This is a genomic window from Brucella sp. TWI432, from assembly GCF_039674445.1.
GTDB lineage: Bacteria > Pseudomonadota > Alphaproteobacteria > Rhizobiales > Rhizobiaceae > Brucella > Brucella chromiisoli.
Map to the genome: position 1 here is coordinate 124914 of NZ_JBDJNL010000002.1, position 23677 is coordinate 148590.

A 23677-nucleotide genomic window follows, 5' to 3' on the forward strand; every position below is an offset into this window, starting at 1 on the left:
AGCAATTTGCCTTGTTATCGCCGGAACGATGCCGTTATGTTGCACCGATAAAGACCGCGTGATTCAGCATTTGTTTCATGCGGCGCGCATTAAGCATTTTATCGGAGCGTCGTTTGGGCCGCATATTCGTCATCGTTGGTGGGCTGCTGGTGCTGCTTTTGACAGCAGCGCTGGTCGTGCCGCCATTTGTCGACTGGAGCGGCTATCGTGCCGAGTTTGAACGTGAGGCGAGCCAGATTCTCGGTCGCCCGGTTCATGTGGCCGGCGATGTCAGTGCGCGGCTTCTGCCCTTTCCATCGGTGGCTTTTTCTGATGTGCGTGTGGGTGCAGATAGCGCGCATCCGGTCATGACGGTCGATACGTTTTCGATGGATGCGGAGCTGATGCCGTTTCTGCGCGGCGAGCTTTTGATTTTCGATATGCGGGTTGATCGCCCGAACGTTAACATTTCGCTGGATAAGGCCGGTAAGGTTGACTGGGCGATCCGTCCTTCAACGCCGATTGATCCATCGAAAATCAAGATCGAGCGGCTTTCGATCGCTGACGGTACTGCGACGCTGGCTGACAGAGCAAGCGGTCGTTCTTATGCGGCAACTGCAATCAATGCTGTGCTGTCGGCCAATACTCTCGCGGGGCCGTGGCAGGCGACGGGTTCGCTTTTCATTGAAGGTCAGAAGTTCGCACTTGATCTTAACAGCGGTGAAGCAAAGCCAGAAGGTTCCTTGCGCCTGCGTGCGCGGATTTCTCCTGAAGCCATGCCGGCATCGTTTGAAACGGATGGCGACATCACGCTTGATGAGGGTCGGCTGAACTATGCCGGCAATTTTTCGTTGCGTTCTGCCGATGCGGTTTCTCCAACTGGTCAAAATCAGAAACTTGCCACTGAGAAGCCGTTTTTCAGTGACCTGCGCGTAAGCGGTAAGTTTGATGCTGATCGAAGCCGTTTTGATGCCAGCGAATTTCGTATGGAGCAGGGGCCTGCCGATAATCCATATGTAGTGAATGGCAAGGCTTTGATCGATTATGGTGATAAGCCGCATTTTGAAATTAGCGCTGATGGGCAGCAGATTTTCTGGGGGCCGGTTGAGACGACGGTCGATCAGCTGGCTGCGCCTGTTCCGGTGAATGAACGGCTGGCTCTGGTGCGGCGCGTGCTTGAGCAACTGCCTATTCCCGGAATGCCGGGCAATGTCGATTTGCGCCTGCCAGCAGTGATTGCCGGCGGCACCACGATTCGTTCGGTCATGATCAGTGCGGAGCCTGATGGCAATCGCTGGAATATTCGGCAGTTTGCGGCTGATCTGCCGGGCCGGACAAAGGTTGAAGCCAAGGGCAAGCTCTCGGTCGGGCGGGATTTCGGTTTTGAGGGTGATATGCTTGTGGCATCGCGTCAGCCCTCCGGGCTTGCTTCCTGGCTCAACGAAACGGTTGATGAATCGATCCGTAAACTTGATAGCGTCGGGTTCTCCGGCAAGGTCAATCTGCGCGAAGGTGTGCAGAGCATTGACGATCTTGAGATCGGCATGGGAAAAACCGCGCTTAAAGGTAGTTTCCTGCGGCAGGTTATCGGCTCGGCAGATCCCGCGATTACGCTTCGCCTTGATGGCGGTGCGGTAGACAGCAACGCATTACGTGCATTTATCGGGTTTTTCTCAAGCGGACAGGGCATGGCTTCCCTTGGTGGCCAAGCGCTTGATATTACGTTTAAAGCAGGTCCGGTTCAGTATGAGGACATGGAGGCAGGTGCCGTCGATCTTGCGGTTCGTGTTCATAATGGTCGCTTTGATTTCGACCGGCTGCTGATCAGTGATGTTGCGGGCACAACCCTGACGGCCACCGGCTCCTATGAACCGTTTGCCACCGCACCTTCAGGTACGCTTGATGCGACTTTGCTTTCTGCTGATTTGTCGCATTTTCTGACATTGGCCGCGCATCGTCACCCGCAAATCCCACTTTTACGATCACTTTCCGCACGTGCTGACAACTATCCGGGGCTGTTTGATGATACGCAGATAAATATCATAGCCAATGCCGTTGCGGCTCCAAGCGGCGATGGTGCGCCAGTGCCTGCAACAGGCAAGGATAAGGGCGCGCGCACCAAAGAAACGCCCACGAAAGCACCCGCGAAGGGCGGTGAAGCCTCATTTAGTGTGACCGGCAAAGCGGGTGGGATGAAGCTTGATCTCTCCGGTACAACGAGCGGCGGCAGTTCCGAGAGCGACCCGATGCAGATGCAGTTGAACGGAACGGCCACATCGCAAAATGGCGAAACCGTTCTTGCTTTGCTTGGCGTGCCGTCATTGCCGCTTGGGCTGGCGGGCGAACTCACCGCTGATCTGACGATGCAGGGCGCGCCAAGTGCCGGCATGCGCACGCAACTCAAATTGACTGCGCCCGATGGAACAGCGCTCGCCGATGGTATTCTGTCGCTGGTTGGCGGAGATATTGCTGCAAGCGGCAAGGCCAGTATAAAATCGGCCGATCTGCAGCCATTCATTGCGACGGCAGGCTATACATTGCCGGGATTTGGCGAAGGCTTGTCTGCTGATCTGTCCAGCGATTTCCAGTTTGCCAAAGGCTTGTTACGGTTTCCGAACTTTGCCGGTAAGCTCGGCGGAGACGATGTGAGCGCACGGCTCGAAGCCAATTTTGCCGATAGCGGATTGCCGCAAATCAAGGGCGAGGCCAAGCTTGCTTCGCTCGATTTGGACAGTCTGGCTGCCATTATGCTTGGGCAGGACGCATTGGAGCCTTCGCGGAACAGCAAGAAGTCCATCTGGCCAATGGGTAGTTTTTCGGTGCGTCCGTCGCTGCCGCTGCTTCTGGATATGAAGTTAAATGTTGCGCAGGCTGAAATGGGCAGTTTCGGTACCATTTCTGATTTTTCCACGCGGCTCCAGAAGGGTATGGATCAGCTTAGTCTCAATGAGCTGACGGGAAACTGGGCAGGCGGCTATCTGGTGGGCAATGTCTCATTGCGCAACAATGACAAGGCTGCATTGCTGAATTCTGACCTCAAATGGAGCGGGGCGGACCTCGTCAATATTTATCGGCCTGAGAGCGGCGCTCCTTTTGCGGGCGGAATGAAGGCCGCCATGACGTTGAACGGCAGCGGTTCCAGCATGGCCGAACTTGTTGCCTCTCTGACTGGATCTGGCAGTGTTGATGTTGAGAATTTCGTCATCAATGGCGTTGATCCCACAGCCTTTCCAGAAATGCTCAAGGCTGCTGACACGATTGCAGACAAGCCATCGGGCGGCGCCCAGGTGGATGCAAAGCAATTCGTTTCCATTGCCGAGGCTGCATCTGGAAAGGGACGTTTTGCAGCAGGAAACAGCAAGATCGACTTCTCCATTGCAGGCGGTATCGTGCGGGTGGGACCCATCAATCTAAGAAGCGGTGATACGCTTTTTGCCGGCGATATGCAGATTGATCTTTCGACATTGGGCCTAAGCGGCAATGGCAGCTTTGCTTTCGATGGTGCCAACGGTACGGATACCGCCGGTGCGGCCAGTCTGCGATATGTTGTTGGTGGAACTTACGATGATCCGTCAGTCAGCATTGACCGTCAGCCGCTCGTGCAGTTTCTGACACAGCGCGCGCTTGAGCGTGAACAGGAACGGGTCGAGGCGATGCAGGCCAGCATTATGGAAAAGCAGCGTTTGCGGCGGCAACTGGACCTTTTTTTATCGGACGCGCAGGAACGTGAGCGCTTGCGGTTGCAGGAAGAAGCGCGGCTTAAGGCAGAAGCGCAGGCGCGGGAACAGGCCGCCAGAGAGGCTCTAGAGGCGCAAAAGCCTGATGTGGAAAGCACGCCGCCTGCGAATTTGAACGGGCAGGGTGGCCAGTCACTGAACGAGTTTTTGAAAGATCTGGAACAATCACCCGCAGCAAGACCCAAGCTTTAGAGCATTTCCAGAAAAAGTGCGAAGCGGTTTTGCGATGCAAGGTTCGGTTATTCTCATCGATGTCACGAACCAAAATATAGCAGTCCACACGGCCTAGGTGGTTCGTTTTGATTTCAGCCAGTCGAGCACGCTGAGACGCAAGGCCGATGAAAGGTTGATTGTGCGGTCACGCTGTCCGTCGATTTCAGCAATCAATGCTGCCATGGATAATTCTCGTTGCTGCGCGATTTCTTCAAGAATTTCGAAGAATGGCTCTTCAAGCGTGTAGCTGGTGGCATGGCCACGAATGTTCACTGAACGCTTCCGCAGACGCGATGACGGATTCACGTCTCATCGTCCGGCTTGTTGCTTTGCTCAAGCTTGTTGTTTACGAGAAAACGCTCAGACTTACGGGCTTCTTGCCGCGCAAAATCCTTCTCGACCTTGGTGCGCCCAAAGAGGATGCGGTTCTCCTCTGCCTGCTTTTCTTTGGATGTGCGTGCCTTGTTCTTTCTGAACTGACGCAGGTTGACGATCTCGCTCATGAATGGTTGCCGTGTTGCAAGCTTTCGAAGTTTAGATAACTCTACTTGTCTGGAGATTTGGGATTGGTCAAAAACCATATGATCAGCGAGAGTATTATCAGCAGAACCAGTCCGAACGTCATCTGCCAGAGCGGGAAATTTGGTGCATCTTTTGCAACAAATATGCCTGCGATAATTCCGCTAAACCATAAGACCAACTGAGCAACAAAACGTAGCATGATAGAGCCAATCCAGATGTGTCAAGTCGAGAAAATATTACGGTAAACATTACTCTTCATGCATTGATCAAAGTCAACTGAGATGTTTAGAGCATTTCCTGTTTTGATTGAACCATTGAAAATGCTCTATCCTGCTGAATTGACTTGGCTAAAACAAAATGCCGGTAGAAATGTTTCATCTACCGGCGCAAAAGATTTAAACGATGGGAACCATTATTTCTTTCGGAAAGAATCAAGCGACACGACATCGGCGGACGGCTTTGGTTCCGTATCGTCGCCATCGGCATCCTCTTTATCCTTTGCAGCCGATTCCGCCTTTTCAGCAGCCGTTTTGCGTGGCTTTGACTTAGGCTTTTTGGCCGATGTCTCTTCGGCAGAAATCAGTTCTATCGAAGAGATATTGCTGCCTTCGTCATTGTCACTCGTCGGCTGCACAACGGACACATCGAATTCCAGTTCGAAATTGACCGATGGATCGTAGAAGCCGCGAATGGCAGAGAAGGGAATTGTCAGCTTTTCAGGAACGTCGCCAAAGGACAGACCAATTTCGAACAGCTGGTCTGTAACCAGCATATCCCAGAATTGGTGCTGCAATACCACCGTCATCTGCTCAGGATATTTCTCCTTGAGGCGCGATGAAATTCGTACACCAGGCGCTCCGGTGAGGAACGTGATGAAGAAGTGGTGGTTTCCCGGCAAGCCAGTCGTCGCCACTTCCGCAAGAACCTTGCGAATGACGCCGCGGAGGGCTTCCTGAGCTAAAATATCGTAACGGATCAGGTCCTGTACCATAGTTTGCTTATCCCACGGATTCGCAGGTTGATGTCAAGTTTGTTCTCGAGAGAATTTAAAATTATCTCAGGAAAAAGCTCAACCTTTGCGCTGGCGCCCTACCAAGAACAATCAAAGCGTGAATTTCAAACGTTCGGCCTGGAAATTATGCGCGTTTGCCAAAGGCCATCAGAAATGTCCTGACGCCATTGATCGAGCTTTTCTCGATGATGGAATCGTCGACACTTTGTCCTGTCAGAAGATGGTAGTGAATATCGGCATTGATCAGCGCCAGATAATGACAGGCCGCAAGGTCCGGGTCCTGGATTTCCAAATCGCCAGCAAGGGCGAGGCGTGCAAGATGCGCTGCAATCGCGGGGACCGCCTGTGCTGGGCCTTTGTTGCTACAGACATTGGCGTGCAGAGGAAGAGCATCTTCATCGGATTGGAACAGCTTGCGCAGGAAGGCCGTGGACGAATCATGCACGCAGTTGCGGCTCATCCGGATAGAAAAGGCGATCAGGTCTTCTTCAAGATTTTCGCTGGACTGCGGAAATGTTGCAAGCACGGCGAAAAGGCTGGACGTCATTCTGTCAAAAGCATCATCAACAACGGCGGCAAGCAGCGCTTCCTTGTCGCGATAGTGATTATAGATCGTCTGGCGGGAAACGCCTGCTTCGCTTGCAATCAGATCGATGCTCGCGCCCTGAAAGCCATCGCGATAAAAAACGCGCGCTGCGGCACACAGAATGAAGTCGCGCTTCATGCATTGTCCCGGTTTCACGGACGCAGGATTGCCACTCTTTGAAAGGGCGGACTGCCGGTCGGACAAAATTGCTATATCGAGCATGTCAGTAGGTTTCATATTCATAACATAAGATGACTTGACGCGTTGGACAATGGTGTCTAATTTTACAGTTGTGTCAAATCGGTTTTGACATTCTGTCCATTATGAGGGCTGCTGCACTATTTACAAGGGCTACGATAGGGCGCCTGGGGGCGGAACTATCGTGGGAATGATTGAGATTATGCAGCATTAACATGTGGATAGAGATTCTTTTGCGATATTTGGACCCTGGTCTTTCCATCCTCCCAAGCGGTGCCGCGGGCCAAGGGGGGGTCAAAATCGCAGAAGATAGCTCACGAAACATTGATGAAAGTGCTCCCCCGATGCGTTCAGGTTCCCGCTCAGGCTCTCCTTCCGGCTTGATGACTTCCGGTCTTTTTCGCAATGCGCTCATTCTTGGTCTGTTGTCGGCGATCGGCCCGTTTGCCATCGATATGTATCTGCCTGCCTTGCCTATGATTGCAACGGATCTGCATGCTGAGACGAGTGCCGTGCAGATGAGTCTGCTGGCATTTTTCATTGCTTTGGCGCTTGCACAGCTTTTCGTGGGGCCACTGTCAGATATGGTCGGGCGGAAGCTGCCGCTTTATGGTGGGCTTATCCTTTTTGCCATCGGCAGTGTCGGATCAGCACTGGCAACCGATATCGATATTCTGGTGCTGTTTCGTTTTATTCAGGGGATGGGTGCTGCGGCAAGCAGTGTGATTCCGCGGGCCATCGTGCGTGATCTTCACACTGGTGTGGATGCGGCGCGGCTTATGTCGCTTTTGATGCTCGTGTTCTCGATTTCGCCGATTCTTGCACCGTTAAGCGGTTCAGTGCTGATCGATTTCTTTGGCTGGCGTGGTGTTTTCTGGGCAGTGCTGGTGGCCGCAATTGTCGGTGTTGTGCTGATCGCAACATCACTTCAGGAGACGCGGTGCAGCGAGGCTCGGCTTGAAAGCAATATCAGCAGTGCACTGGCGGGTTATGGTCGGTTGCTGAAGGATCGCTATTTTATGGGGCTTGCCTGTATTGGCGGCTTCGGCGTTGCTTCGTTCTTCGTTTATCTGGCGAATTCATCGTTTATTATGATCGATCATTATGGCCTCAGCCCGAGCCAGTATGCGATTGCGTTTTCGATAAATGCGGTGTCGTTCTTCAGTGTGTCGCAGCTTAATGGCTGGCTTGGTTCGCGGTATGGGTTGCGGCGCGTAATGCGCGTTGCTGTATCGGGCTTTGCGGCTGTCATGCTGACCATGTTTCTGGCTGTTTTGATGGGGCATAATTCCCTGTGGCTGATCGCGAGCTTCTTGTTCGTGGGCTATGGCTTTTTGGGGTTGGTGATTCCCACCACAGCGGTGCTTGCGCTGGATGATCACGGAGACATTGCCGGAACGGCATCTGCTCTTCTCGGCACGCTGCATTTTGTCATTGGCGGTATTGCGATCGCGATCACCGGTGCGTTTTTTGACGGATCGGCACGGCCGATGATCGGTGGAATTGCGATATGTGCGCTGATGGCATTCCTGCTTGCGCTGATTGTGTTTGCACGCAAATCAGAGCCCGGCACGCAAGTCGCAGCTATCTAATCAAGCAGTGAAGGGAAAGTGGAGGCTTCTAATTGAAGCACCACTTCTTGTTGTTTATCAATATGTTACGTTTTTCAGCAAAATAACAAAAAACCGAGAACGAGAACAGAACAACCGGCGTCACTGTAAAGCGGTAAAAGCTGGAAATTACCTGCAAGTGTCTGTATTCGGAAAGGCACTGTGCCATGGATGACAAAGTCCTTTCCGATGATCTTTTCGATGACGGAAAAGAGAGTATTCGCGCCCAGATGGAAGACGCGATTGATCGCTTGCAACGCCGCCTTGACGAGGCGTTAGAAACGCTTCGCAATTCACTGGCTGAATTTGATGAGCCGGAGGTGCTGGACGCAATTGCGGCTCTGGATGATGAGATAGGCGACATTATCAGTCTTGTGCGTCAGGAGGGTTGCTCCTGATGACCATGAAGGCACCTTCCAGCGATGATTTTACGCGCAGCCGTATGATGTGGCTTGATCAGGTTTTTGACGATCCTGCTCTCACGCCTGCTGCCCGTGATGCAGCATTTCGGATTAGCCGCTATTTCAACCGCAAAGGCTTCTCTGGCAGTGGCAACCTCAATGCATGGCCTTCTTATGAAACGCTTGCGAAAGAGGCCGGGTGTTCGTCCAAGACGATACAACGGGCTATTTTGCTGCTGAAAGAGCAAGGCCACTTATTGACCAAGGGCAAGGGCGGTCGCTCGGTTTCACTCACATATTTCGCCGTGTTTATGACAAGACATGAGGCAATGCAGAGCATCGACCAAACAGGCCAAATCAACACGCCAAAAGGTGGACAGGATTGTCCACGTTTAGCGGAAAAGGTGGACACTGAAGTTTCAAAAGGTGGACATTTGAGTGCCGAAAAGGTGGACACCAGAGTCCTACAAACCTCTTTGAATAAATCTCTGAATAAATCTTTGAGCGCGATACGCGAATGCGACCCAGCCTTTGACGCTTTCAAGGCTGGCTGGTCGTTAGCTGTTTTCGAGGCGCTTTCCAAAGGACCGGCATCATTGCCGAGGCCGGGCACTGCCTTGCTTCGAAACCTGATCGAAGTGGAGAAACGCCCAGCCCTTGTTATGGATCATCAGGCCAAGCATGGCTGGCCAGAAGTCAATCGTATGTTCGATGAACCAAAGGCGCTTGAGCCTGCAACGCTTGCGCCAGCGGTGAGGGCGTTGGTCTGCGAGATGGAAGCCGTCATTGCAGGCAGCACATTGTGGGCTGATTGGCAGCGTGAATTTGAGGCGAGAGGCTGGCCGTTCCCAAATCAAGCAAAGGCCATGGCCTTTCCTCACTGTGGACCGCGTGGGCTGGACGCGTTCATGGCCGCGCTGAATGCAAGACAAGCAGGTAGCGGCAATGTGCTGGCGATGATCGCGAGGGCAGGCTGATGAGCCTTCGGGTCCTTCCCTTTAACTGTACCCTGCGGGTGGGGGCAACCCCCGGATTTCAGGCTGTGCAATTAAATTTTATAGCTAAAAACAATGGGTTAATTGGTGGTGATCATGAATATTGCTCATGAAGTTTCAGCCGATCCAGCGTTAAGGCAAGAGCCACGCACCATTTCGAAAAGCGGTTTTGCGAAACTGATCAATGTTTCTCCCGGGCGTATTTCGCAGATGATCACGGCGGGAATGCCGGTTGAGTGCGACGGTAAGATTGATGTGGCACGGGGTAAGCTTTGGATCTCCGAAAATATCAACCCGACAAGGGCGGCCAGTCAGGCACAGGGTGCCACGCTGTTCGGTGAGGAAAAGCAGGCTGTTTCGCTCACGGCAGAACGTGCAAGGCTGGCAAAGGCACAGGCCGATGCTGTGGAACTGAAAAATGCGGCCATGCGGCGCGAGCTTGTCCCCGCTTTGGAGGTCGAGCGGGTTTGGTCTGGTGAGTGGATGCAACTGCGTTCCCGCGTTCTCGCGGTGCCCTCACGCCTTCGCCAGCTTCTTCCACACCTAACGATTGACGACATCGAAATGATCGACGGCGAACTGCGCCAGATGCTTACGGAGTTTGGAAATGACCAGTGAAACACTTCTTGAAGTCCGTGAACGTGCACGCCGTTCGATTATTCCGCCTGCAAGGTTGAAGCTTTCACAGTGGATCGAGCAGGAAGTGAAATTGCCTTCTGACGTGTCGTCATTGCCTGGCTCAATCCGGTTGTATCCGTTTCAGCGCGGCATGGCCGATGCGATGAGCGATGCGAAGATCGAGCGTATCACGGTCGTGAAGTCGGCGCGTATTGGTTACACCACCTTGCTGGTGGGACTACTTGGCTCGCATGTCGTGAACGAACCGGCACCTGTTTTGTTTGTACTGCCGACCGAAGATGACTGCCGCACCTTCGTTGTGTCCAATGTCGAACCAACATTCGAGGCTTCGCCATGTCTGGCGAATGTATTGGCTGGCGATCAGGGCAGCGAGAAGCGCAATACACTTTTGTCACGCCGCTTTCCCGGTGGCAGTCTCAAGGTTATCGCCGCCAAGGCTCCCCGCAATCTCCGTGCTCACAATGCCCGTATTTTGATCATGGATGAAACGGACGGCATGGAAATGACCAAGGAAGGCAGCCCGATTCCGATTGCGGAACGCCGAACCATGTCGTTTCCAGATCGCAAGATCGTTATTGGATCGACGCCGATTTATGAAGATAGCAGCCATGTGCTGAACGCCTATGAGCGTTCAGATAAGCGAATCTATGAAGTGCCTTGCCCTGAATGCGGGGATTTTCACGAAATCGAATGGAAAGACATTCACTGGCCGGAAGGCGAGCCGGAAAAAGCACATTGGGCTTGCCCTTCCTGCGGTTCCGTTATTGAGGAAAGATATAAGGGCAAGATGGTTGCGGCTGGCCACTGGCGAATTACAGCGCCGGAAGTGAAAGGCCACGCCGGATTCCGTATCAATTCGCTTGTGTCGCCTCTGGAAAACGCAGCATGGGGCATTTTGGCGAAAGAGTTTCTTGCGGCTAAGGACGATCCGGCATTGCTACAAACCTTTGTCAATCTCGTGCTGGGGCAGGGCTGGCGCGAAAGTGGCGAGGAAATGGACGATAGCGAGCTTGCAAGCCGCGTTGAGCCGTTTTCTCTTGATTTGTTACCAGAAAGCGTTCTGGCCTTGACGGCAGGTGTGGACACGCAGCGCGACCGCCTTGAAGTAACAATCATTGGTTGGACGCGTGACGGGGAAGCGTTTATTCTCGATCATAAAATTATCTGGGGCTTGCCTGATGATGATGCGACTTGGACGGAACTCGATGCTGTTTTGAAAATGCGCTTCGATCATCCGCTTGGCGGAAAGCTGGGATTGGATGCTGTTGCAATCGATAGCTCGGACGGCGAGACGATGGAAAATGTCTATTCGTTTTGCTTCCCGCGTTCGTCGCGCAAGGTGTTGGCAATCAAAGGTGTGAACGGCAATCGCCCATGGATTGAAAAATCTAAGTCGAAGGTGAAAGGCGGCGCGCTCTGGATCGTCGGTGTTGATGGCCTGAAATCGCACCTGACGGCGCGGTTGTCACGAGGCAGGACAATCCGGTTCTCTGACCGCTTGCCGTTGTCGTGGTTCGAGCAACTTGCTAGTGAACGTGTTGTCGTTCGCTATACACGGGGCCAGCCGCAACGCCGGTTTGAGCGCATTCCCGGTCGCCGCGCCGAGGCATTGGATTGCGTAGTGTACGGTTTCGCAGCGCGGCAGATTCTCAATATCAATTGGGCTCAGCGCATTGATGATATGAGGTTTGGCGTAGAAGCGACCACGACGAGGGTGCAGGCTGTGGTAAGGTCTAATTGGTTGAAGGGATAGATTTATCCTTTCGTATCAATTCGACCGAGAACTTCTTACCGAATATTTTTCTGAATTTGGAAGAAATTTCTGTAATCACATTATATGTTTTTTCGGAATCGATGATTAGATATTTGTAAGTAGACTTAATATGCCTCTCCAAGCCAGAACTTTTTATTTCAAATTCTGCTGATTTATTTTTCTTTACAAAAGATTGTGAAAATCCACTTGAAAGAATTTTGTGATCTTCAATGGTTTCAAAATCTATGATATTCTCCCGTAACTTGTTGTAATGTTCTAAATTTGATAAAAATGAATTATATCTTTCAAAGCATTCATAGATGTCGTCAATATATTTATTAAGCCCATTTTTTACTAGTACGCTCATGTCGCCTTGATCGAAATTTAAAGGGGCTCTGTGAGAATGAACCGTAGGGTGGATTACTGGCCACCAAGCAAAAAATTTCACCCCGTTTTTTTCTAAGCTTAATAGATCATTATTGTTGTTTGCATTCTCAAGTTCTGTCTCAATATACTTAATATAAGAGTTCATTGAGTTCACTATTAAATATAATTGCATGCAGAGTTTCAGTGCAGCGGAAGCGTCCGCAGATTTCTGTGCTGCTTTGTTTTGAAAATGGGAATAAATTATAGTTACGGCGGCACCGATAACCGTTCCAACAAATCCAACTATCGCTGTGGGTATCCAGTTGTCTTCGGGAACGGAAAGTATGATCGGAGGTTCAATTCTTTGCCATATGTCTCTCATTTTTTGAGTATGCCCGCCTTTTTCATTCGAACTCCCGGGCCTTCGCCGTTTTCGGGCACGAAGATTACACCAGCAGCTTCAAGGGCTCCGCGAACCGCAGATTGATTGGCTTCGGTCATACCGTGATCGCCGTCTTTGGCCTCCGCGCGCCTCACAGTAGCGACACCAATTTTTGCTTCTTTTGCTAGATCTTCTGCACGCCAGCGAAGTAATGCCCTAGCAGCGCGGATTTGTGAACCTGTGATATGTGACATATCGTTTGATAGCCTATTGATCAATTAACAGTCTAATGATATGTAAGGTATCACTTGATTTGAAATTTATCAATGGAGCAGCTAATGTCGAGACCATCGTTCCCGGCTGACGCCGAAGGTTTGTCAAAACCATCTGGGTTTACGGTGTTTCATGAAGACCTACCTACCGGCATTTCTGGTCGTGAAGGGTTGGAAGCTCTGGACCGGATGGAGGATACATTATGCCAAATGCAGGACTATTCCTATTCTGCGCTGTATCTGGCGGAAGGTCGTTTGCTTGGTTCGATCGAGAATGAGCGGCTTTCTGCAATCTACACGCTCATATCTACTATTCGGGGGAATATCAGGTCTCTTGAGGGTGATTACAAAACTGTCAGCGGATTCTGTGACGCCTTGTGCAAGCGCATCGAAACGTGACGCATGTTTTTGAAAATGAAGCAATTGACAGACTGTCGGAGGTCTGATTACATACTCTGACACAATGTCGGAGATTATTCTATGGAAACTGTTCGCCTTCGTCCACTTTGCTATGAATTAGGTTTCAATGCTACCCGTCCTGAACAGTGGATCAGCCGCGGGTATTTTAAGCCATCGGAAATCGGTGTTCCTGGCCGTGCTCGTCAGTTGACAAAAAGGGATGCGGTGATGCTTCTTGCTCTCGTCGAATTGGTTGACGCTGGTTTTGATGCGTCTACGATCCATCGAGAAGTCCAAAATCTAACCCTCTACAAGCAAAAAACTTATCTTGTGATATCGCGCGGACGTCTTGGGTTCATAATTCCGCCCAGTGAACGTGGGGCACCTGCTCCGTCGGAGGAAGATTCTACTCGTGTAACGCTTCCGCTTGGGATGTTTCGATCAGCAGTTGTCCCGGAAGAAAAGCTGCTCGAAACGATCACTGACGATCATAAGAGCGTATCCGTTGTGATTAGTCTCGATGGACTGCTAGACCGTGTAAACACGGCTTGGGAAAAGATTTCTGAATCTTCAGATAACGAGAAGGCCTAAGTCATGGCCTTTCCATTCCAGCGCTTTTTCTCGCGAACGAACAAAGGGAATCCAAACCGGAAACGTGCCGTGAACGCTGCAAGCGCAAATTGGCCTGATGAAGTGCGTTCGGTTTCCGGTTCGGCTGATTATCGCACGGCTGGAATGACGGTCGGCCAGCGGGTTGCAGCACTCTATATCAATGATCCGGTGGTACGTTCGGCGGTCGGATTGATCGTCTCGCAGATCGTTGGCAGCGGTACGCGCTTGAATACTCCCGATCAGAAGCTTGATAGCGGGTTCAATTCTGCGAAGCTTGATCCATCCGGCCTTCTGTCGATCACCGCAATTCAGCGTGCTGTTGTGCGCTCATGGGCGATCAGCGGGGAAATTCTGGGGCTGCATCGCGTGGTTTCGGGTCGGTATGCTTTCCAGATTCTTGACCCGGAACAACTTGACCGCTCCAAAAACGAGGATCGTGGCGAAGCTGGTACTATCGTTGCGGGTGTTGAGCGAGACGGCTACGGCGTCATAAACGGATATTGGATTCTTCCGCATTCTCCCGGCGATCCTTTTGCCAGCAATACGCAATCCGTTCGCTTCGATGCTGCTGACGTGGTGCATGTTTTTGAGCATGAGTTTCCGGGGCAGGTGCGAGGCATGAGTCCGCTCGTTGCTGTGCTGCCGGTTCTCAACAATGCAAGCATTGCCATAGAAGCGCGGCTCAAACAGTTGCAGGTCAGCGCCATGCTCACCGCTATTCTAACCAGCCCTGACGGTACGGACGCCTTTGATGGTGATCCAAATCCGTCACTTGAGCCGGGGGCAATCATCCGCGCCCGTCCTGGTGAAAATGTCGAGGTTGTCAACGGTCCGCAATCGCCTGACTTCAATGCCTTTATCAAGGTTCTTTATCGCCAGATCGCAGCCGCGCTTGGCGTCACCTATGAGGATCTGATCGGGGATTTGGAAGGCGTTAATTATTCGAGTTTCCGCGGTGGTGCTTTGACGGCACGGCGTAAGGCCGAGGCCACGCGCAAGGTGTTGCTGATCGAAGGCATTCTGGAACCGATCTTTCGCCGCTGGCAGGCCATTGAGCATATGACGGCAAGGGCCAGTGCTGAAATAGAGCCGGGCTGGATCGAACCAAGCTGGCCGGAAATCGACCGCCTGAAAGAGGCTAACGCCGACATAGTGCTTCTGAAAGCTGGTCTGAAATCCCGCAAAGAAATCATCGAGGCACGTGGGCGCGAGTTTGAAACGGTGCGAGCCGAAATCGCTGCCGACCCTCTTTCCCAAACAGCCGGAGCCGTAAAATGAGCAATCCAGTTCGCCGTTATCAAGCCCAATCCCGGCCAAACAGCTACGATCCTGAAACCCGTTCTTTCACGGTGGTTGTTGCAACCAATGCCCCTGTTGATCGTGGCAATTATGATGAAGTTTTAGACCTGCAATCTTTCGGTGCCACTGGCTGGCCCGAAACATTGCCTTTGCAGACGGACCATTCCAGCAGTGTCCGTGATACAGTCGGAGCGCTCACAAATTTCCGCTTCGAGACATTGGAAAATGGCGTCACCGCTTTGGTGGCTGACGGTCGTTTATCCAGCCGCGCTGACAATGAAGCGCTCGCCGCCAATCTCAAGGATGGTGTGCAATCAAGCTTTTCCATTTCTTTTTCCGTTTCGAAATGGCGAGACAGCAAGGACCCGGTAACCGGCCGCAAGATCAGAACAGCCCTTTCCGGGCGGCTGATCGAAGGCAGCTTCGTGGTGAACCCTGCTGATCCGCTTTCCAAGATCAGGAGCCGTCCTATGTCTCAGGACATACAAATTGAAGAACAAGAAAACCGCATGTCGGCGGAACAGTGGGACACTGTTTGCCGTGCTGCGGGTGTGCCGGATGCTGTGCGTGAAGCGTTGCGCAATTCCGATGCGTCTGACGCGGACCGTACCGCATTGGCGCTTGCTGCTGTTGAACGCAATGCGCCACCGGTTCGCACAATCCGCCAGCATAACGACCAGACATTCGATAATCCGGTTGTGCTGCGTGATGCGGTCATTTCCTTTTATGATGCCGTCAATCGCGGCGAGCAGCCAAACGGACAGGCGGCTGAAGTGTTTGCGCAGGGCGAACGCGCTCTTGCCGAGCGTCTTTGCCGCAATGCTGGAATTGCGACCACTGGCTTGTCGGATGCGGAAGTGGTTCGCCGTGCTGCCACGACTTCCGATTTTCCGATCATTGCAGGCGGGACATTCAATCTCTCGATGCGCCGCGAACTGGATGCCGCTTCGTCGCCTGTTGCTGCACTTTTTGGCCGTGATACGGTTTCGACATTCAATGCTGAAACCCGTGGCCTTGCTGATTGGACCAGTCTTGCAATCGCCAACAAGCTGGAAAACGGGCAATATAAGCACTCGTTCATCCATGAGACAGGCGAGACTGTCAGCGTCGCTATTATCGGCGGTATTACCAGCAAATCTTATGAGCTGACGATCAACGCCGGTTCGCGCCTTGGCAATGACGGCACGCAGTTCGGCAAGCGTATGGCGGCGGAAATTGCAGATCGTCAGGTGGCCTATGTGCAGCAGGGTGATTTGTCCGGGCCGAAGATGAAAGACGGCAAGACCGTTTTCCATGCAAGCCGAGGCAATATTCTCGATTTTACGCTTAACGGTCAGACCGAAGTCAAACAGGTCATGTCTGCGCGTTCTGCCATGGCGAAGCGTAAGGGCGTCGGTGATGTGATGATCGGTGTTTATCCGACACACTGGCTTGTGCATTCGGATTTTGAGGAAACGGCCCTTCGTCTTGTAGCCAGCATTCAAGCATCCGCAATTGCCAATGTGAACCCGCTGGCGGGTAAGTTGCAGGTGGTGGTCGAACCGCGTCTTTTGAACCCGGATGCATCGTGGTTGGTCGCAGAACCTTCCAAGATGGACGGCGCTGTGCGCGTATTCCTGCAAGGGCAGGAAGCGCCATTTACCGATAGCCGGATCAATTTTGACACCGATGCGGTGCAGTTCAAGATTCGTCATCCGTTCGGCCTTGGCTGGCTCGAATGGCGAAGCTGGACGCGGCTCGATCACAAGGCGAGTTAAACCATGCCTATCACCGAGATGCAGCAGCAGCTTGAAAAGCTCCGCGCCGTCCGCGCCAGAGGCACCCGTAAGGTGCGCTTTGGTGAGGATGAAGTGGAGTATCGCAGTGATTCCGAACTGGCTGCTGCTATCGCTGATCTCGAACGCCGGATCGCGATGGCGGCTAGTCCGTCGCGCCGGCTGATCTATCCAAAGACTTCGAAGGGTTACTGATATGCGCAATTACATTCAGCATGGTGACATTGTTGATTTTACTGCCCCTCTGCCTTCCGGTGTGGTTTCTGGCGAAGGCTTCCTGATAGGGGATTTGTTCGGCGTGGCTTCCACCGACGCCAAGCCGGGACAGAAAGTCGCCACTTGGCTCGAAGGTGTGTTCCAGCTTCCTAAGGCCTCCGGCGCGGGGTTGACCGAAGGCCAAAAGGTTTATTGGGACGCTGACGAAAAGAACGTCACCGTCACAGAAGCCGATAACATCTTTATTGGTCATGCTGTCGAAGTGGCGCTTGCTGCATCGGCATTCGTTGCCGTTCGTTTGGCACAGTAAGGGAGGCGTGCGCCATGGAAATTAAGGTTCTCGCCTTGCGGCTGTGCAATGGCCACAAATTGCCGGATTTTGAAATTGTGGCGCACGCCGATCTTGAGATCGGCGGCGAGCTACTCATCCGGGATGCGGCTCTTGCGTCATTTAGTGACGGTTATCGCGTATTGCCGCCAAAAGCGCGCAGCAAAAACCGATCGACCGTTGTCTGGCGAAAAGGTGGGGCGCTCGCCAGCACTGTAAATAATACGGTCGAACGCGCCTATCGCTCAATGACAGGACAGGAAGCGGGGTGAAGCTGTGGCAAAGCGTTCTGTACTCATAAGCAATTCGGATGCGTTTCCCCGCATTTTGTTAGGGGATCGTCCGCCTTCATATCTTGGTAAAGCGCGTTTAGCGACGGAACTTGATATTAGTGAAACTACGGTCGACGATTATGTGAGGCGGGGCTTGCTTCCGAAACCTGTCAGGCTTGGAGGTTCTGTGCGTTGGAGCTGGATACAGGTGCAAGCTTTGCTGGAAGCTCACTCGACTGGTGGGCGGTCTGATGATCCATTCATGGCAGGGTTAAAGAATGTCTCGCAAAACACGTAGAGCCGCAACCGTTTCACTACCAAAGGGTGTTCATCGTGTTGTGTCACGCGGTCGGGAGTATTTTTATTATCAGACGGGCCGCGGTACGGCTCATGTTGGTGAGCGGATTAAGCTTCCCAATGATCCGCATTCGCCGGAGTTCTGGCAAGCGGTCCGGCAAGCCCAAGGTATCAGTGGGTCGGTTGCCGGAGATACTATAGGTGCATTGATTGATGCTTATCAGGAGGCTTGGCCCGGTCTTCCGAGAAAACTCGCCGAAAGCACCATAGATCAATATCGGCGACAATTGCGGGTAGTGCGGCAGGTCTGGGGTGATTTGCAAGCCGATGCTCTTAGGCCTTCACACGTGCAGGCTTTAATCGAGAAGATAGGAGCCAAAACCCCCGGATCTGCGAACAACTTGCTTGATGCCCTGCGAGCTATGTGTCGTTGGGCGAGTGGGCCACGTGAATTGCTTGGCCGCGATCCCACGCAAGGCGTTGCACATTTTCAGCAAGGTGAAGGGCATAAGCCTTGGTCGCCTGAACAACTGAGATATGCGGATGAACATTTTTCTGGAATGCTGCGCCGTGCCTATGTTTTAGCTCGATACACTGGCCAGCGCATAAGCGATGTTGTGCGTCTGGGGTGGACGGATATAGACGAGGGGGGATTCAGCCTTCCACAGAAAAAGACAGGTGTTCGGCCTTGGTGTCCGATCTTCCCGGAACTTGAAGCGGAAATGGCACATTGGGAAAAGAGGCCGGGACCGTTTCTTTATCAGGATAATGGCAAGCCTTTCACAACGAATCTCATGTGGAAGTGGCTGAATGAAGCCAGAGAAAACCAGCCCGTAATTGAAGATGTGGTCTGGCATGGCTTACGCGCTAATGCCGTTATCAGGTTGAGGCAAGCAGGTTTCAGCGTTCCGCAGATTTGTGATGCTGTCGGAATGAGTCCTCAAATGGTCGAGCGATATAGCCGTTACGCTGATCGTAAGATGGGTGGAAAAGCCATTCTGATGGACTTCCAGAAACGGAAACAGAACGAAACTGTAAAACAGTTGAAAACTGGAAAACTAAAATGACCAAAAATCAATCGGTTACAGGTAAGGAAACGAAGTGGAGGCTTCTGTTGCCAGGTGCCTCCGAACCCCGCCTCAAGGTGCTAACCAGAAGGACTTAGAGTGGGTTTCCCGCACCGCGATTAAGCAGCGAGAGCGTAACCCTGAGCTTTGTTGTCATTTGCAACTACTCAATTGACCCGATAACGGTGGTATCATGCCGAGCAAAAGAGCGATCTTTACACCCTTGTCGATCCTATTTCGCCCCCGCCACAGCGCAACGCGCCTTTAATGCTTCTTGCGTTGTGGTGGAGGCGCCGGGTACCGCCCCCGGGTCCAATAGGTTTATTACATCGTCCGTTTATCACCATAGTCAGCTTGCGCTGACATCCTGTATATAGGCGTCCTTTTCTCCGATTGAAAGAGGGTAGTTGTTATTTAACAGGTTGTTGCCCGTCTTCCGACTTCGCTTTTTGCGTTCATTTTCATTGACAGGCAGGGCAGGCTGGTCAATCCTCACCACACTATCGGTGCATGCCGGAAATAGGATTGCGATCGTCCGGCTGTAGCGGAGGTTTAACCGGGGCTAAAACCAATCGAAGGAGAGTGGATAGATGAGTGACTATATCGCGGATGTCCGTCGCTATGATGCTGGCGCTGATGAAGCCGTTGTCGAGAAGATCGTAAAGCATCTTGGCATTGCCCTGCGCAATCGTGATTCCTCCCTCGTTTCGGCAACTGACCCTGAAGAAATGAAGCGTGTTCGCGATAGCTGGGTGCACAAGAAGCTTGGTGTCGCTGACGAGGCAAAAGCTGTCGAAGTCGTCGATCATGTCGCAGAAGTCATGAAGGGCGACCGTAACAAGCACCGCGTTACCTTTTATTATCTGGTTGCCAAACAGCTGGGTAAGCTTGGCGATCTTTAATTTCAGTCCACAGGCAAATCGAAACCCCGGTGTCATAACGCCGGGGTTTTTCCTATATTGGGCTTTGACGAATCGACCCGGAAAGTATCCCCTATGCGCACCTATCTCGACCTACTCCAGCATGTGCTTGATAACGGCGCTGACCGTGGCGATCGGACCGGGACAGGCACGCGCTCAGTGTTTGGCTATCAGATGCGGTTTAATCTGGCCGAGGGATTTCCGGTTCTGACCACCAAAAAGCTGCATCTTCGCTCCATCATTCACGAGCTGCTGTGGTTCCTTAAAGGTGATACCAATATCGCCTATCTCAGGGAAAATGGCGTTTCGATCTGGGATGAATGGGCGGATGAGAAGGGCGATCTTGGTCCGGTCTATGGTTATCAGTGGCGTTCATGGCCTGCGCCAGATGGCCGCCATATTGACCAGATCGCGAATCTTCTCAAAATGTTGCGTGAAAATCCTAACTCAAGACGTTTGATTGTTTCGGCGTGGAATCCGGCGCTGGTCGATGAAATGGCCTTGCCGCCATGCCATTGCCTGTTTCAGTTCTATGTTTCAGATGGCAAACTTTCCTGTCAGCTCTATCAGCGCTCGGCGGATATTTTTCTGGGCGTTCCATTCAATATCGCCTCTTATGCGCTTTTGACGATGATGATTGCGCAGGTTGCCGGGCTTGAGCCGGGTGATTTTGTGCACACGCTCGGGGACGCGCATCTCTACTCCAATCATTTTGAGCAGGCACGTCTGCAACTGACCCGCACGCCAAAATCATTGCCGACCATGCGTATTAATCCCGATGTGAAGGATCTGTTTGCTTTCCGCTTCGAGGATTTTGAGCTTATCGGTTATGAAGCCGATCCAACGATCAAAGCGCCGATTGCGGTGTAAGATATGCATAATCAGAAGCCGTTTTTATCGATTGTTGTGGCTGCATCCGAAAATGGTGTGATTGGCCGCGACAATGATATGCCGTGGAAGCTTTCGACCGATCTCAAACGCTTTAAGGCGCTGACGCTTGGAAAGCCTGTGATTATGGGGCGCCGGACATGGGAGTCCATTGGTCGCCCATTGCCGGGGCGTCCCAACATCGTGATAACGCGCGATGCAGCTTTTCATGCGGAAGGTGCGCAGATTATCGGCTCGCTTGAGGATGCAATCGCTCTGGGGCACAGGCTTGCGACTGAGCTTGGCGTGGGTGAAGTCTGCATTATTGGGGGTGGCAAGATTTATGCGCAGGCGCTACCGTTCGCCGACAAAGTGTATTTGACACAGGTTCTCGCCACCGTTGATGGCGATACTTATTTTCCTGAAATCGATTCGCAAATCTGGCGCGCCGTTTCGAGTGAAGATGTGCCTCAAGGAGAAAAAGACAGCCATCCGACGCGCTATATTCAGTACGAACGCTATAATGCGTAAATTATAACGCAGGAAATTGGCTGCCTTACGTTGAAAGCGGCCCTCGCGATGCCTATAAAACGGTAACATTATTTGATGACAGGAAGTTGAATAGACTTTCAGTCTCCCGGACGAGAGGTGAGGATGCCCTGGAGTAATCAGAACGGCGGCGGTGGCCCATGGGGTGGCGGCGGCGATAACAATAATAATAACGGTTCCAATAATGGCGGCCCGTGGGGTCAAGGACCCAAAGGCCCGCGTGGTGGCGGACCCAACACGCCGCCTGATCTCGAGGATATTCTGCGCAAAGGCCAGGATCGCCTGAAAAAGGTTTTCCCCGGTAGCGGTGGCGGTGGTGGAAAAGGCAACAGCAATCGCCCGTTCTATTATCTGATTGGTGCGGCTGTTCTTGGTTTCTGGCTGTTTCAGTCTGTTTACACCGTCCAGCCGGATGAGCTTGCGGTTGAACTGGTCTTTGGTAAGCCAAAGGCAGAAGTTTCCGAACCGGGCCTGCATTTCCTTTTCTGGCCGGTTGAAACCGTTGAAAAGGCGCAGATCGTCGAAAAGCAGATCAATATTGGTGGGCAGGGGTCGCGTACTGCTACGCAAGGCCTGATGCTGACTGGCGATCAGAACATCGTCAATGTTCAGTTCTCCGTGCTGTATCGTGTTTCGAATCCACGTGATTATCTGTTTAATGTCGAAAACCCGGATGCCATGGTGCAGCAGGTTTCCGAGAGTGCGATCCGCGAAATCGTCGGCCGCAGACCGGCTCAGGATGTTTTCCGTGACAACCGTGCCGAAATTGCGCAGAGCGTTCGTGAAATCATTCAGTCCACACTTGATCGTTACAATGCCGGTATTCAGATCAATGCCGTTTCCATCGAGGATGCAGCTCCGCCGCGTGAAGTGGCTGATGCGTTCGATGAAGTGCAGCGTGCCGAGCAGGATGAAGATCGCTTCGTAGAAGAATCCAATCAATACTCAAACCAGCGGCTTGGTCAGGCACGTGGTCAGGCAGCGCAGCTTCGCGAAGAGGCCGCTGCATATAAAAACCGCGTTGTTCAGGATGCCACCGGTGAAGCGCAGCGCTTCAACTCGGTTGTCGCTGAATATAAGAATGCGCCCGAAGTAACGCGTAATCGTTTGTTCCTCGAAACTATGGAAGAGGTGCTGGCCGGCACCAAGAAGGTTATCGTGGAAGCGGGTAAGGATGTTGTTCCATACCTTCCATTAAGTGAACTTATGCGCCAGCAGCCGCGTTCAGGTGCTGCCGATGCAACGACGAATAGCGGAGGTAACTGATCATGGCCAATAACAGGCTTCCGTTTATTGTCGGTATCATCGCCGTACTGGCTTTCGTTCTTTATTCCTCGGTTTTCATCGTCAATGAACGTCAGCAGGCAATCGTCCTGCGCTTTGGTCAGATTGTCGACGTGAAAACCGAACCGGGTATCTATTTCAAAATGCCGTTTGGTTTCATGGATGCGGACTCGGTTCAGCTGATCGATGATCGCCTTTTGCGCTTTGACCTTGATGACATTCGTGTTCAGGTTTCTGGCGGTAAGTTCTACGACGTGGATGCTTTCCTCGTTTATCGCATCACTGATCCGAGCAAGTTCCGTGAAACGGTCTCCGGTTCCACGATCCTTGCTGAGCAGCGTCTGCGCACGCGTCTTGATGCTGCATTGCGCGGCGTCTACGGTCAGCGTGGCTTCGAGGCAGCGCTTTCGGAAGAGCGTGGTGAAATGATGCGTGAAGTTGCCAACCAGCTTCGTTCTGATGCGAATTCGCTTGGTATCACCATTGAAGACGTTCGCATTCGCCGCACGGATCTGACAGCAGAAGTATCGCAGCAGACCTATGAGCGCATGAAAGCCGAGCGTCTTGCTGAAGCTGAGCGTTTGCGCGCGCGTGGTCGTGAAGCGGCACAGCGTATCCGTGCTATTGCAGATCGTCAGGTTGTCGAAACGCTTGCTGAAGCGCGTAAGGAATCGGAAATCCTTCGTGGTGAAGGCGATGCTGAGCGCAGTGCGATCTTCGCAGAAGCGGCCAAGAAAGATCCGGGCTTTTACGCTTTCTATCGTTCGATGGCGGCGTATCGCAAAGCACTCGAAACACCGGATACAACGCTGGTCATTTCACCGGATTCGGAGTTCTTTAGGTTCTTCCGTGATGCCGGTGGTCAATTGCCGACACCGTCAAAGTAAGAGAGACTATCGCATATGAGCGATTTTCTGGCCGCCGTAGGACTTCTCTTCGTCTTCGAAGGGCTGCTCTACGGCGGCTTTCCATTTTTTGCAAAAAGACTTGCGCGTGATGCGTCTGAGGCGCCTGAAAGCATGTTGCGCATTGCCGGGCTTTGCGCGCTTGCAATTGGTGTGTTCATTGTCTGGCTTGTCAGGGGATAAGCCAGTTCAAACGCTATATTTCTGATCTCTACCCTATGC

At 52.4% G+C, this 23677-nt stretch carries 26 protein-coding genes and 1 other RNA gene; 20 read left to right on the forward strand and 7 right to left on the reverse strand.

Features of this window, described 5'->3' with window-relative positions:
* The first annotated feature begins 113 nt into the window (after positions 1 to 113).
* Positions 114 to 3908, forward strand: coding sequence for an AsmA family protein (locus ABE527_RS05670; protein ID WP_499696510.1), 3795 nt, complete (start codon positions 114 to 116; stop codon positions 3906 to 3908).
* A gap of 93 nt (positions 3909 to 4001) precedes the next feature.
* Here the strand turns inward: ABE527_RS05670 and ABE527_RS05675 are convergent, their stop codons facing one another.
* The 4 genes from ABE527_RS05675 to ABE527_RS05690 all read right to left on the reverse strand — a co-directional run bounded on the left by ABE527_RS05675 (position 4002) and on the right by ABE527_RS05690 (position 6292).
* Positions 4002 to 4235 carry a ribbon-helix-helix domain-containing protein gene (locus ABE527_RS05675; protein ID WP_265985399.1) on the reverse strand — a complete coding sequence of 78 codons (234 nt, stop codon included), beginning with the start codon at positions 4233 to 4235 and terminating at the stop codon, positions 4002 to 4004.
* On the reverse strand, positions 4232 to 4432 hold the full coding sequence (locus ABE527_RS05680) for a DUF4169 family protein (RefSeq protein WP_265985397.1): 201 nt from the start codon (positions 4430 to 4432) through the stop codon (positions 4232 to 4234). The genes ABE527_RS05675 and ABE527_RS05680 overlap by 4 nt, the downstream gene beginning before the upstream one ends.
* A gap of 431 nt (positions 4433 to 4863) precedes the next feature.
* The gene (locus ABE527_RS05685) at positions 4864 to 5442 is read right to left on the reverse strand and encodes an SspB family protein (RefSeq protein WP_499696382.1); all 579 of its coding nucleotides are present in this window, start codon (positions 5440 to 5442) and stop codon (positions 4864 to 4866) included.
* 145 nt (positions 5443 to 5587) lie between these two features.
* On the reverse strand, positions 5588 to 6292 hold the full coding sequence (locus tag ABE527_RS05690; protein ID WP_499696383.1) for a TetR/AcrR family transcriptional regulator: 705 nt from the start codon (positions 6290 to 6292) through the stop codon (positions 5588 to 5590).
* Positions 6293 to 6630: 338 nt separating this feature from the next.
* Between ABE527_RS05690 and ABE527_RS05695 the strand changes: the two genes are divergently transcribed.
* The 5 genes from ABE527_RS05695 (at position 6631) to ABE527_RS05715 (ending at position 11645) form a co-directional block, all read left to right on the forward strand.
* Positions 6631 to 7839 carry a multidrug effflux MFS transporter gene (locus ABE527_RS05695; RefSeq protein WP_499694461.1) on the forward strand — a complete coding sequence of 403 codons (1209 nt, stop codon included), beginning with the start codon at positions 6631 to 6633 and terminating at the stop codon, positions 7837 to 7839.
* 185 nt (positions 7840 to 8024) lie between these two features.
* Positions 8025 to 8255 (forward strand): hypothetical protein, encoded by a 231-nt coding sequence (locus ABE527_RS05700; RefSeq protein WP_499696384.1) that lies wholly within the window; start codon positions 8025 to 8027, stop codon positions 8253 to 8255.
* A complete protein-coding gene (locus tag ABE527_RS05705; protein WP_499696385.1) occupies positions 8255 to 9235 on the forward strand; it encodes a helix-turn-helix domain-containing protein in 981 nt (326 codons plus the stop codon). Before ABE527_RS05700 ends, ABE527_RS05705 begins: the two co-directional genes overlap by 1 nt.
* Positions 9236 to 9349: 114 nt before the next feature.
* Positions 9350 to 9871 (forward strand): DNA packaging protein, encoded by a 522-nt coding sequence (locus ABE527_RS05710; protein WP_499696386.1) that lies wholly within the window; start codon positions 9350 to 9352, stop codon positions 9869 to 9871.
* Complete coding sequence (locus tag ABE527_RS05715; RefSeq protein ID WP_499696387.1) at positions 9861 to 11645, forward strand: phage terminase large subunit family protein; 1785 nt, start codon at positions 9861 to 9863, stop codon at positions 11643 to 11645. Before ABE527_RS05710 ends, ABE527_RS05715 begins: the two co-directional genes overlap by 11 nt.
* Here the strand turns inward: ABE527_RS05715 and ABE527_RS05720 are convergent.
* Together ABE527_RS05720 and ABE527_RS05725 are read right to left on the reverse strand one after the other, a co-directional pair.
* The gene (locus ABE527_RS05720; RefSeq protein ID WP_499696388.1) at positions 11626 to 12393 is read right to left on the reverse strand and encodes a hypothetical protein; all 768 of its coding nucleotides are present in this window, start codon (positions 12391 to 12393) and stop codon (positions 11626 to 11628) included. The genes ABE527_RS05715 and ABE527_RS05720 overlap by 20 nt on opposite strands.
* Positions 12390 to 12647 carry a helix-turn-helix domain-containing protein gene (locus ABE527_RS05725; RefSeq protein ID WP_499696389.1) on the reverse strand — a complete coding sequence of 86 codons (258 nt, stop codon included), beginning with the start codon at positions 12645 to 12647 and terminating at the stop codon, positions 12390 to 12392. Before ABE527_RS05725 ends, ABE527_RS05720 begins: the two co-directional genes overlap by 4 nt.
* Positions 12648 to 12731: 84 nt before the next feature.
* Between ABE527_RS05725 and ABE527_RS05730 the strand changes: the two genes are divergently transcribed.
* From ABE527_RS05730 to ABE527_RS05765, 8 genes are all read left to right on the forward strand, one after another.
* Positions 12732 to 13064, forward strand: a complete 333-nt coding sequence (locus tag ABE527_RS05730; RefSeq protein ID WP_499696390.1) for a hypothetical protein — start codon at positions 12732 to 12734, stop codon at positions 13062 to 13064.
* A gap of 81 nt (positions 13065 to 13145) precedes the next feature.
* Positions 13146 to 13655 carry a hypothetical protein gene (locus ABE527_RS05735; RefSeq protein WP_499696391.1) on the forward strand — a complete coding sequence of 170 codons (510 nt, stop codon included), beginning with the start codon at positions 13146 to 13148 and terminating at the stop codon, positions 13653 to 13655.
* 69 nt (positions 13656 to 13724) lie between these two features.
* Entirely contained in the window at positions 13725 to 14954 is a 1230-nt protein-coding gene (locus ABE527_RS05740; RefSeq protein WP_499696392.1) for a phage portal protein, read from the forward strand.
* Positions 14951 to 16732 (forward strand): phage major capsid protein, encoded by a 1782-nt coding sequence (locus tag ABE527_RS05745; RefSeq protein ID WP_499696393.1) that lies wholly within the window; start codon positions 14951 to 14953, stop codon positions 16730 to 16732. Before ABE527_RS05740 ends, ABE527_RS05745 begins: the two co-directional genes overlap by 4 nt.
* Before the next feature lie 3 nt (positions 16733 to 16735).
* Positions 16736 to 16945, forward strand: a complete 210-nt coding sequence (locus tag ABE527_RS05750) for a phage head-tail joining protein (RefSeq protein ID WP_499696394.1) — start codon at positions 16736 to 16738, stop codon at positions 16943 to 16945.
* Position 16946: 1 nt separating this feature from the next.
* On the forward strand, positions 16947 to 17276 hold the full coding sequence (locus tag ABE527_RS05755) for a DUF2190 family protein (RefSeq protein ID WP_499696395.1): 330 nt from the start codon (positions 16947 to 16949) through the stop codon (positions 17274 to 17276).
* A gap of 14 nt (positions 17277 to 17290) precedes the next feature.
* Positions 17291 to 17566: a hypothetical protein gene (locus ABE527_RS05760; RefSeq protein ID WP_499696396.1), complete on the forward strand. Its 276-nt coding sequence runs from the start codon at positions 17291 to 17293 to the stop codon at positions 17564 to 17566.
* Between the two features lie 503 nt (positions 17567 to 18069).
* Positions 18070 to 18930, forward strand: coding sequence for a tyrosine-type recombinase/integrase (locus ABE527_RS05765; RefSeq protein WP_499696397.1), 861 nt, complete (start codon positions 18070 to 18072; stop codon positions 18928 to 18930).
* Positions 18931 to 18963: 33 nt separating this feature from the next.
* On the opposite strand, the gene ssrA is transcribed toward ABE527_RS05765, so the two are convergent.
* Positions 18964 to 19333: a transfer-messenger RNA gene (gene ssrA, locus ABE527_RS05770) on the reverse strand.
* 187 nt (positions 19334 to 19520) lie between these two features.
* Between ssrA and ABE527_RS05775 the strand changes: the two genes are divergently transcribed.
* The 6 genes from ABE527_RS05775 (at position 19521) to ABE527_RS05800 (ending at position 23638) form a co-directional block, all read left to right on the forward strand.
* The gene (locus ABE527_RS05775) at positions 19521 to 19832 is read left to right on the forward strand and encodes a DUF2853 family protein (RefSeq protein WP_265985394.1); all 312 of its coding nucleotides are present in this window, start codon (positions 19521 to 19523) and stop codon (positions 19830 to 19832) included.
* 93 nt (positions 19833 to 19925) lie between these two features.
* On the forward strand, positions 19926 to 20720 hold the full coding sequence (locus ABE527_RS05780) for a thymidylate synthase (RefSeq protein WP_499696398.1): 795 nt from the start codon (positions 19926 to 19928) through the stop codon (positions 20718 to 20720).
* 3 nt (positions 20721 to 20723) lie between these two features.
* Positions 20724 to 21248, forward strand: a complete 525-nt coding sequence (locus ABE527_RS05785) for a dihydrofolate reductase (protein ID WP_499696399.1) — start codon at positions 20724 to 20726, stop codon at positions 21246 to 21248.
* A 123-nt stretch (positions 21249 to 21371) separates the two neighbouring features.
* A complete protein-coding gene (gene hflK, locus ABE527_RS05790; RefSeq protein ID WP_265985391.1) occupies positions 21372 to 22532 on the forward strand; it encodes an FtsH protease activity modulator HflK in 1161 nt (386 codons plus the stop codon).
* 2 nt (positions 22533 to 22534) lie between these two features.
* Complete coding sequence (gene hflC, locus ABE527_RS05795; protein ID WP_265985390.1) at positions 22535 to 23437, forward strand: protease modulator HflC; 903 nt, start codon at positions 22535 to 22537, stop codon at positions 23435 to 23437.
* Between the two features lie 15 nt (positions 23438 to 23452).
* The gene (locus tag ABE527_RS05800) at positions 23453 to 23638 is read left to right on the forward strand and encodes a DUF2065 domain-containing protein (protein WP_265985389.1); all 186 of its coding nucleotides are present in this window, start codon (positions 23453 to 23455) and stop codon (positions 23636 to 23638) included.
* The last annotated feature ends 39 nt before the right edge of the window (positions 23639 to 23677 follow it).

Coding starts and splice junctions, on each gene's coding strand:
- ABE527_RS05720 (WP_499696388.1), bottom strand. CDS start 12,393: ATGAGAGACATATGGCAAAGAATTGAACCTCCGATCATACTTTCCGTT.
- hflK (WP_265985391.1), top strand. CDS start 21,372: ATGCCCTGGAGTAATCAGAACGGCGGCGGTGGCCCATGGGGTGGCGGC.
- ABE527_RS05735 (WP_499696391.1), top strand. CDS start 13,146: ATGGAAACTGTTCGCCTTCGTCCACTTTGCTATGAATTAGGTTTCAAT.
- ABE527_RS05760 (WP_499696396.1), top strand. CDS start 17,291: ATGGAAATTAAGGTTCTCGCCTTGCGGCTGTGCAATGGCCACAAATTG.
- ABE527_RS05710 (WP_499696386.1), top strand. CDS start 9,350: ATGAATATTGCTCATGAAGTTTCAGCCGATCCAGCGTTAAGGCAAGAG.
- ABE527_RS05785 (WP_499696399.1), top strand. CDS start 20,724: ATGCATAATCAGAAGCCGTTTTTATCGATTGTTGTGGCTGCATCCGAA.
- ABE527_RS05680 (WP_265985397.1), bottom strand. CDS start 4,432: ATGAGCGAGATCGTCAACCTGCGTCAGTTCAGAAAGAACAAGGCACGC.
- ABE527_RS05715 (WP_499696387.1), top strand. CDS start 9,861: ATGACCAGTGAAACACTTCTTGAAGTCCGTGAACGTGCACGCCGTTCG.
- ABE527_RS05750 (WP_499696394.1), top strand. CDS start 16,736: ATGCCTATCACCGAGATGCAGCAGCAGCTTGAAAAGCTCCGCGCCGTC.
- hflC (WP_265985390.1), top strand. CDS start 22,535: ATGGCCAATAACAGGCTTCCGTTTATTGTCGGTATCATCGCCGTACTG.
- ABE527_RS05800 (WP_265985389.1), top strand. CDS start 23,453: ATGAGCGATTTTCTGGCCGCCGTAGGACTTCTCTTCGTCTTCGAAGGG.
- ABE527_RS05755 (WP_499696395.1), top strand. CDS start 16,947: ATGCGCAATTACATTCAGCATGGTGACATTGTTGATTTTACTGCCCCT.
- ABE527_RS05700 (WP_499696384.1), top strand. CDS start 8,025: ATGGATGACAAAGTCCTTTCCGATGATCTTTTCGATGACGGAAAAGAG.
- ABE527_RS05690 (WP_499696383.1), bottom strand. CDS start 6,292: ATGAATATGAAACCTACTGACATGCTCGATATAGCAATTTTGTCCGAC.
- ABE527_RS05775 (WP_265985394.1), top strand. CDS start 19,521: ATGAGTGACTATATCGCGGATGTCCGTCGCTATGATGCTGGCGCTGAT.
- ABE527_RS05745 (WP_499696393.1), top strand. CDS start 14,951: ATGAGCAATCCAGTTCGCCGTTATCAAGCCCAATCCCGGCCAAACAGC.
- ABE527_RS05685 (WP_499696382.1), bottom strand. CDS start 5,442: ATGGTACAGGACCTGATCCGTTACGATATTTTAGCTCAGGAAGCCCTC.
- ABE527_RS05780 (WP_499696398.1), top strand. CDS start 19,926: ATGCGCACCTATCTCGACCTACTCCAGCATGTGCTTGATAACGGCGCT.
- ABE527_RS05730 (WP_499696390.1), top strand. CDS start 12,732: ATGTCGAGACCATCGTTCCCGGCTGACGCCGAAGGTTTGTCAAAACCA.
- ABE527_RS05695 (WP_499694461.1), top strand. CDS start 6,631: ATGACTTCCGGTCTTTTTCGCAATGCGCTCATTCTTGGTCTGTTGTCG.
- ABE527_RS05705 (WP_499696385.1), top strand. CDS start 8,255: ATGACCATGAAGGCACCTTCCAGCGATGATTTTACGCGCAGCCGTATG.
- ABE527_RS05725 (WP_499696389.1), bottom strand. CDS start 12,647: ATGTCACATATCACAGGTTCACAAATCCGCGCTGCTAGGGCATTACTT.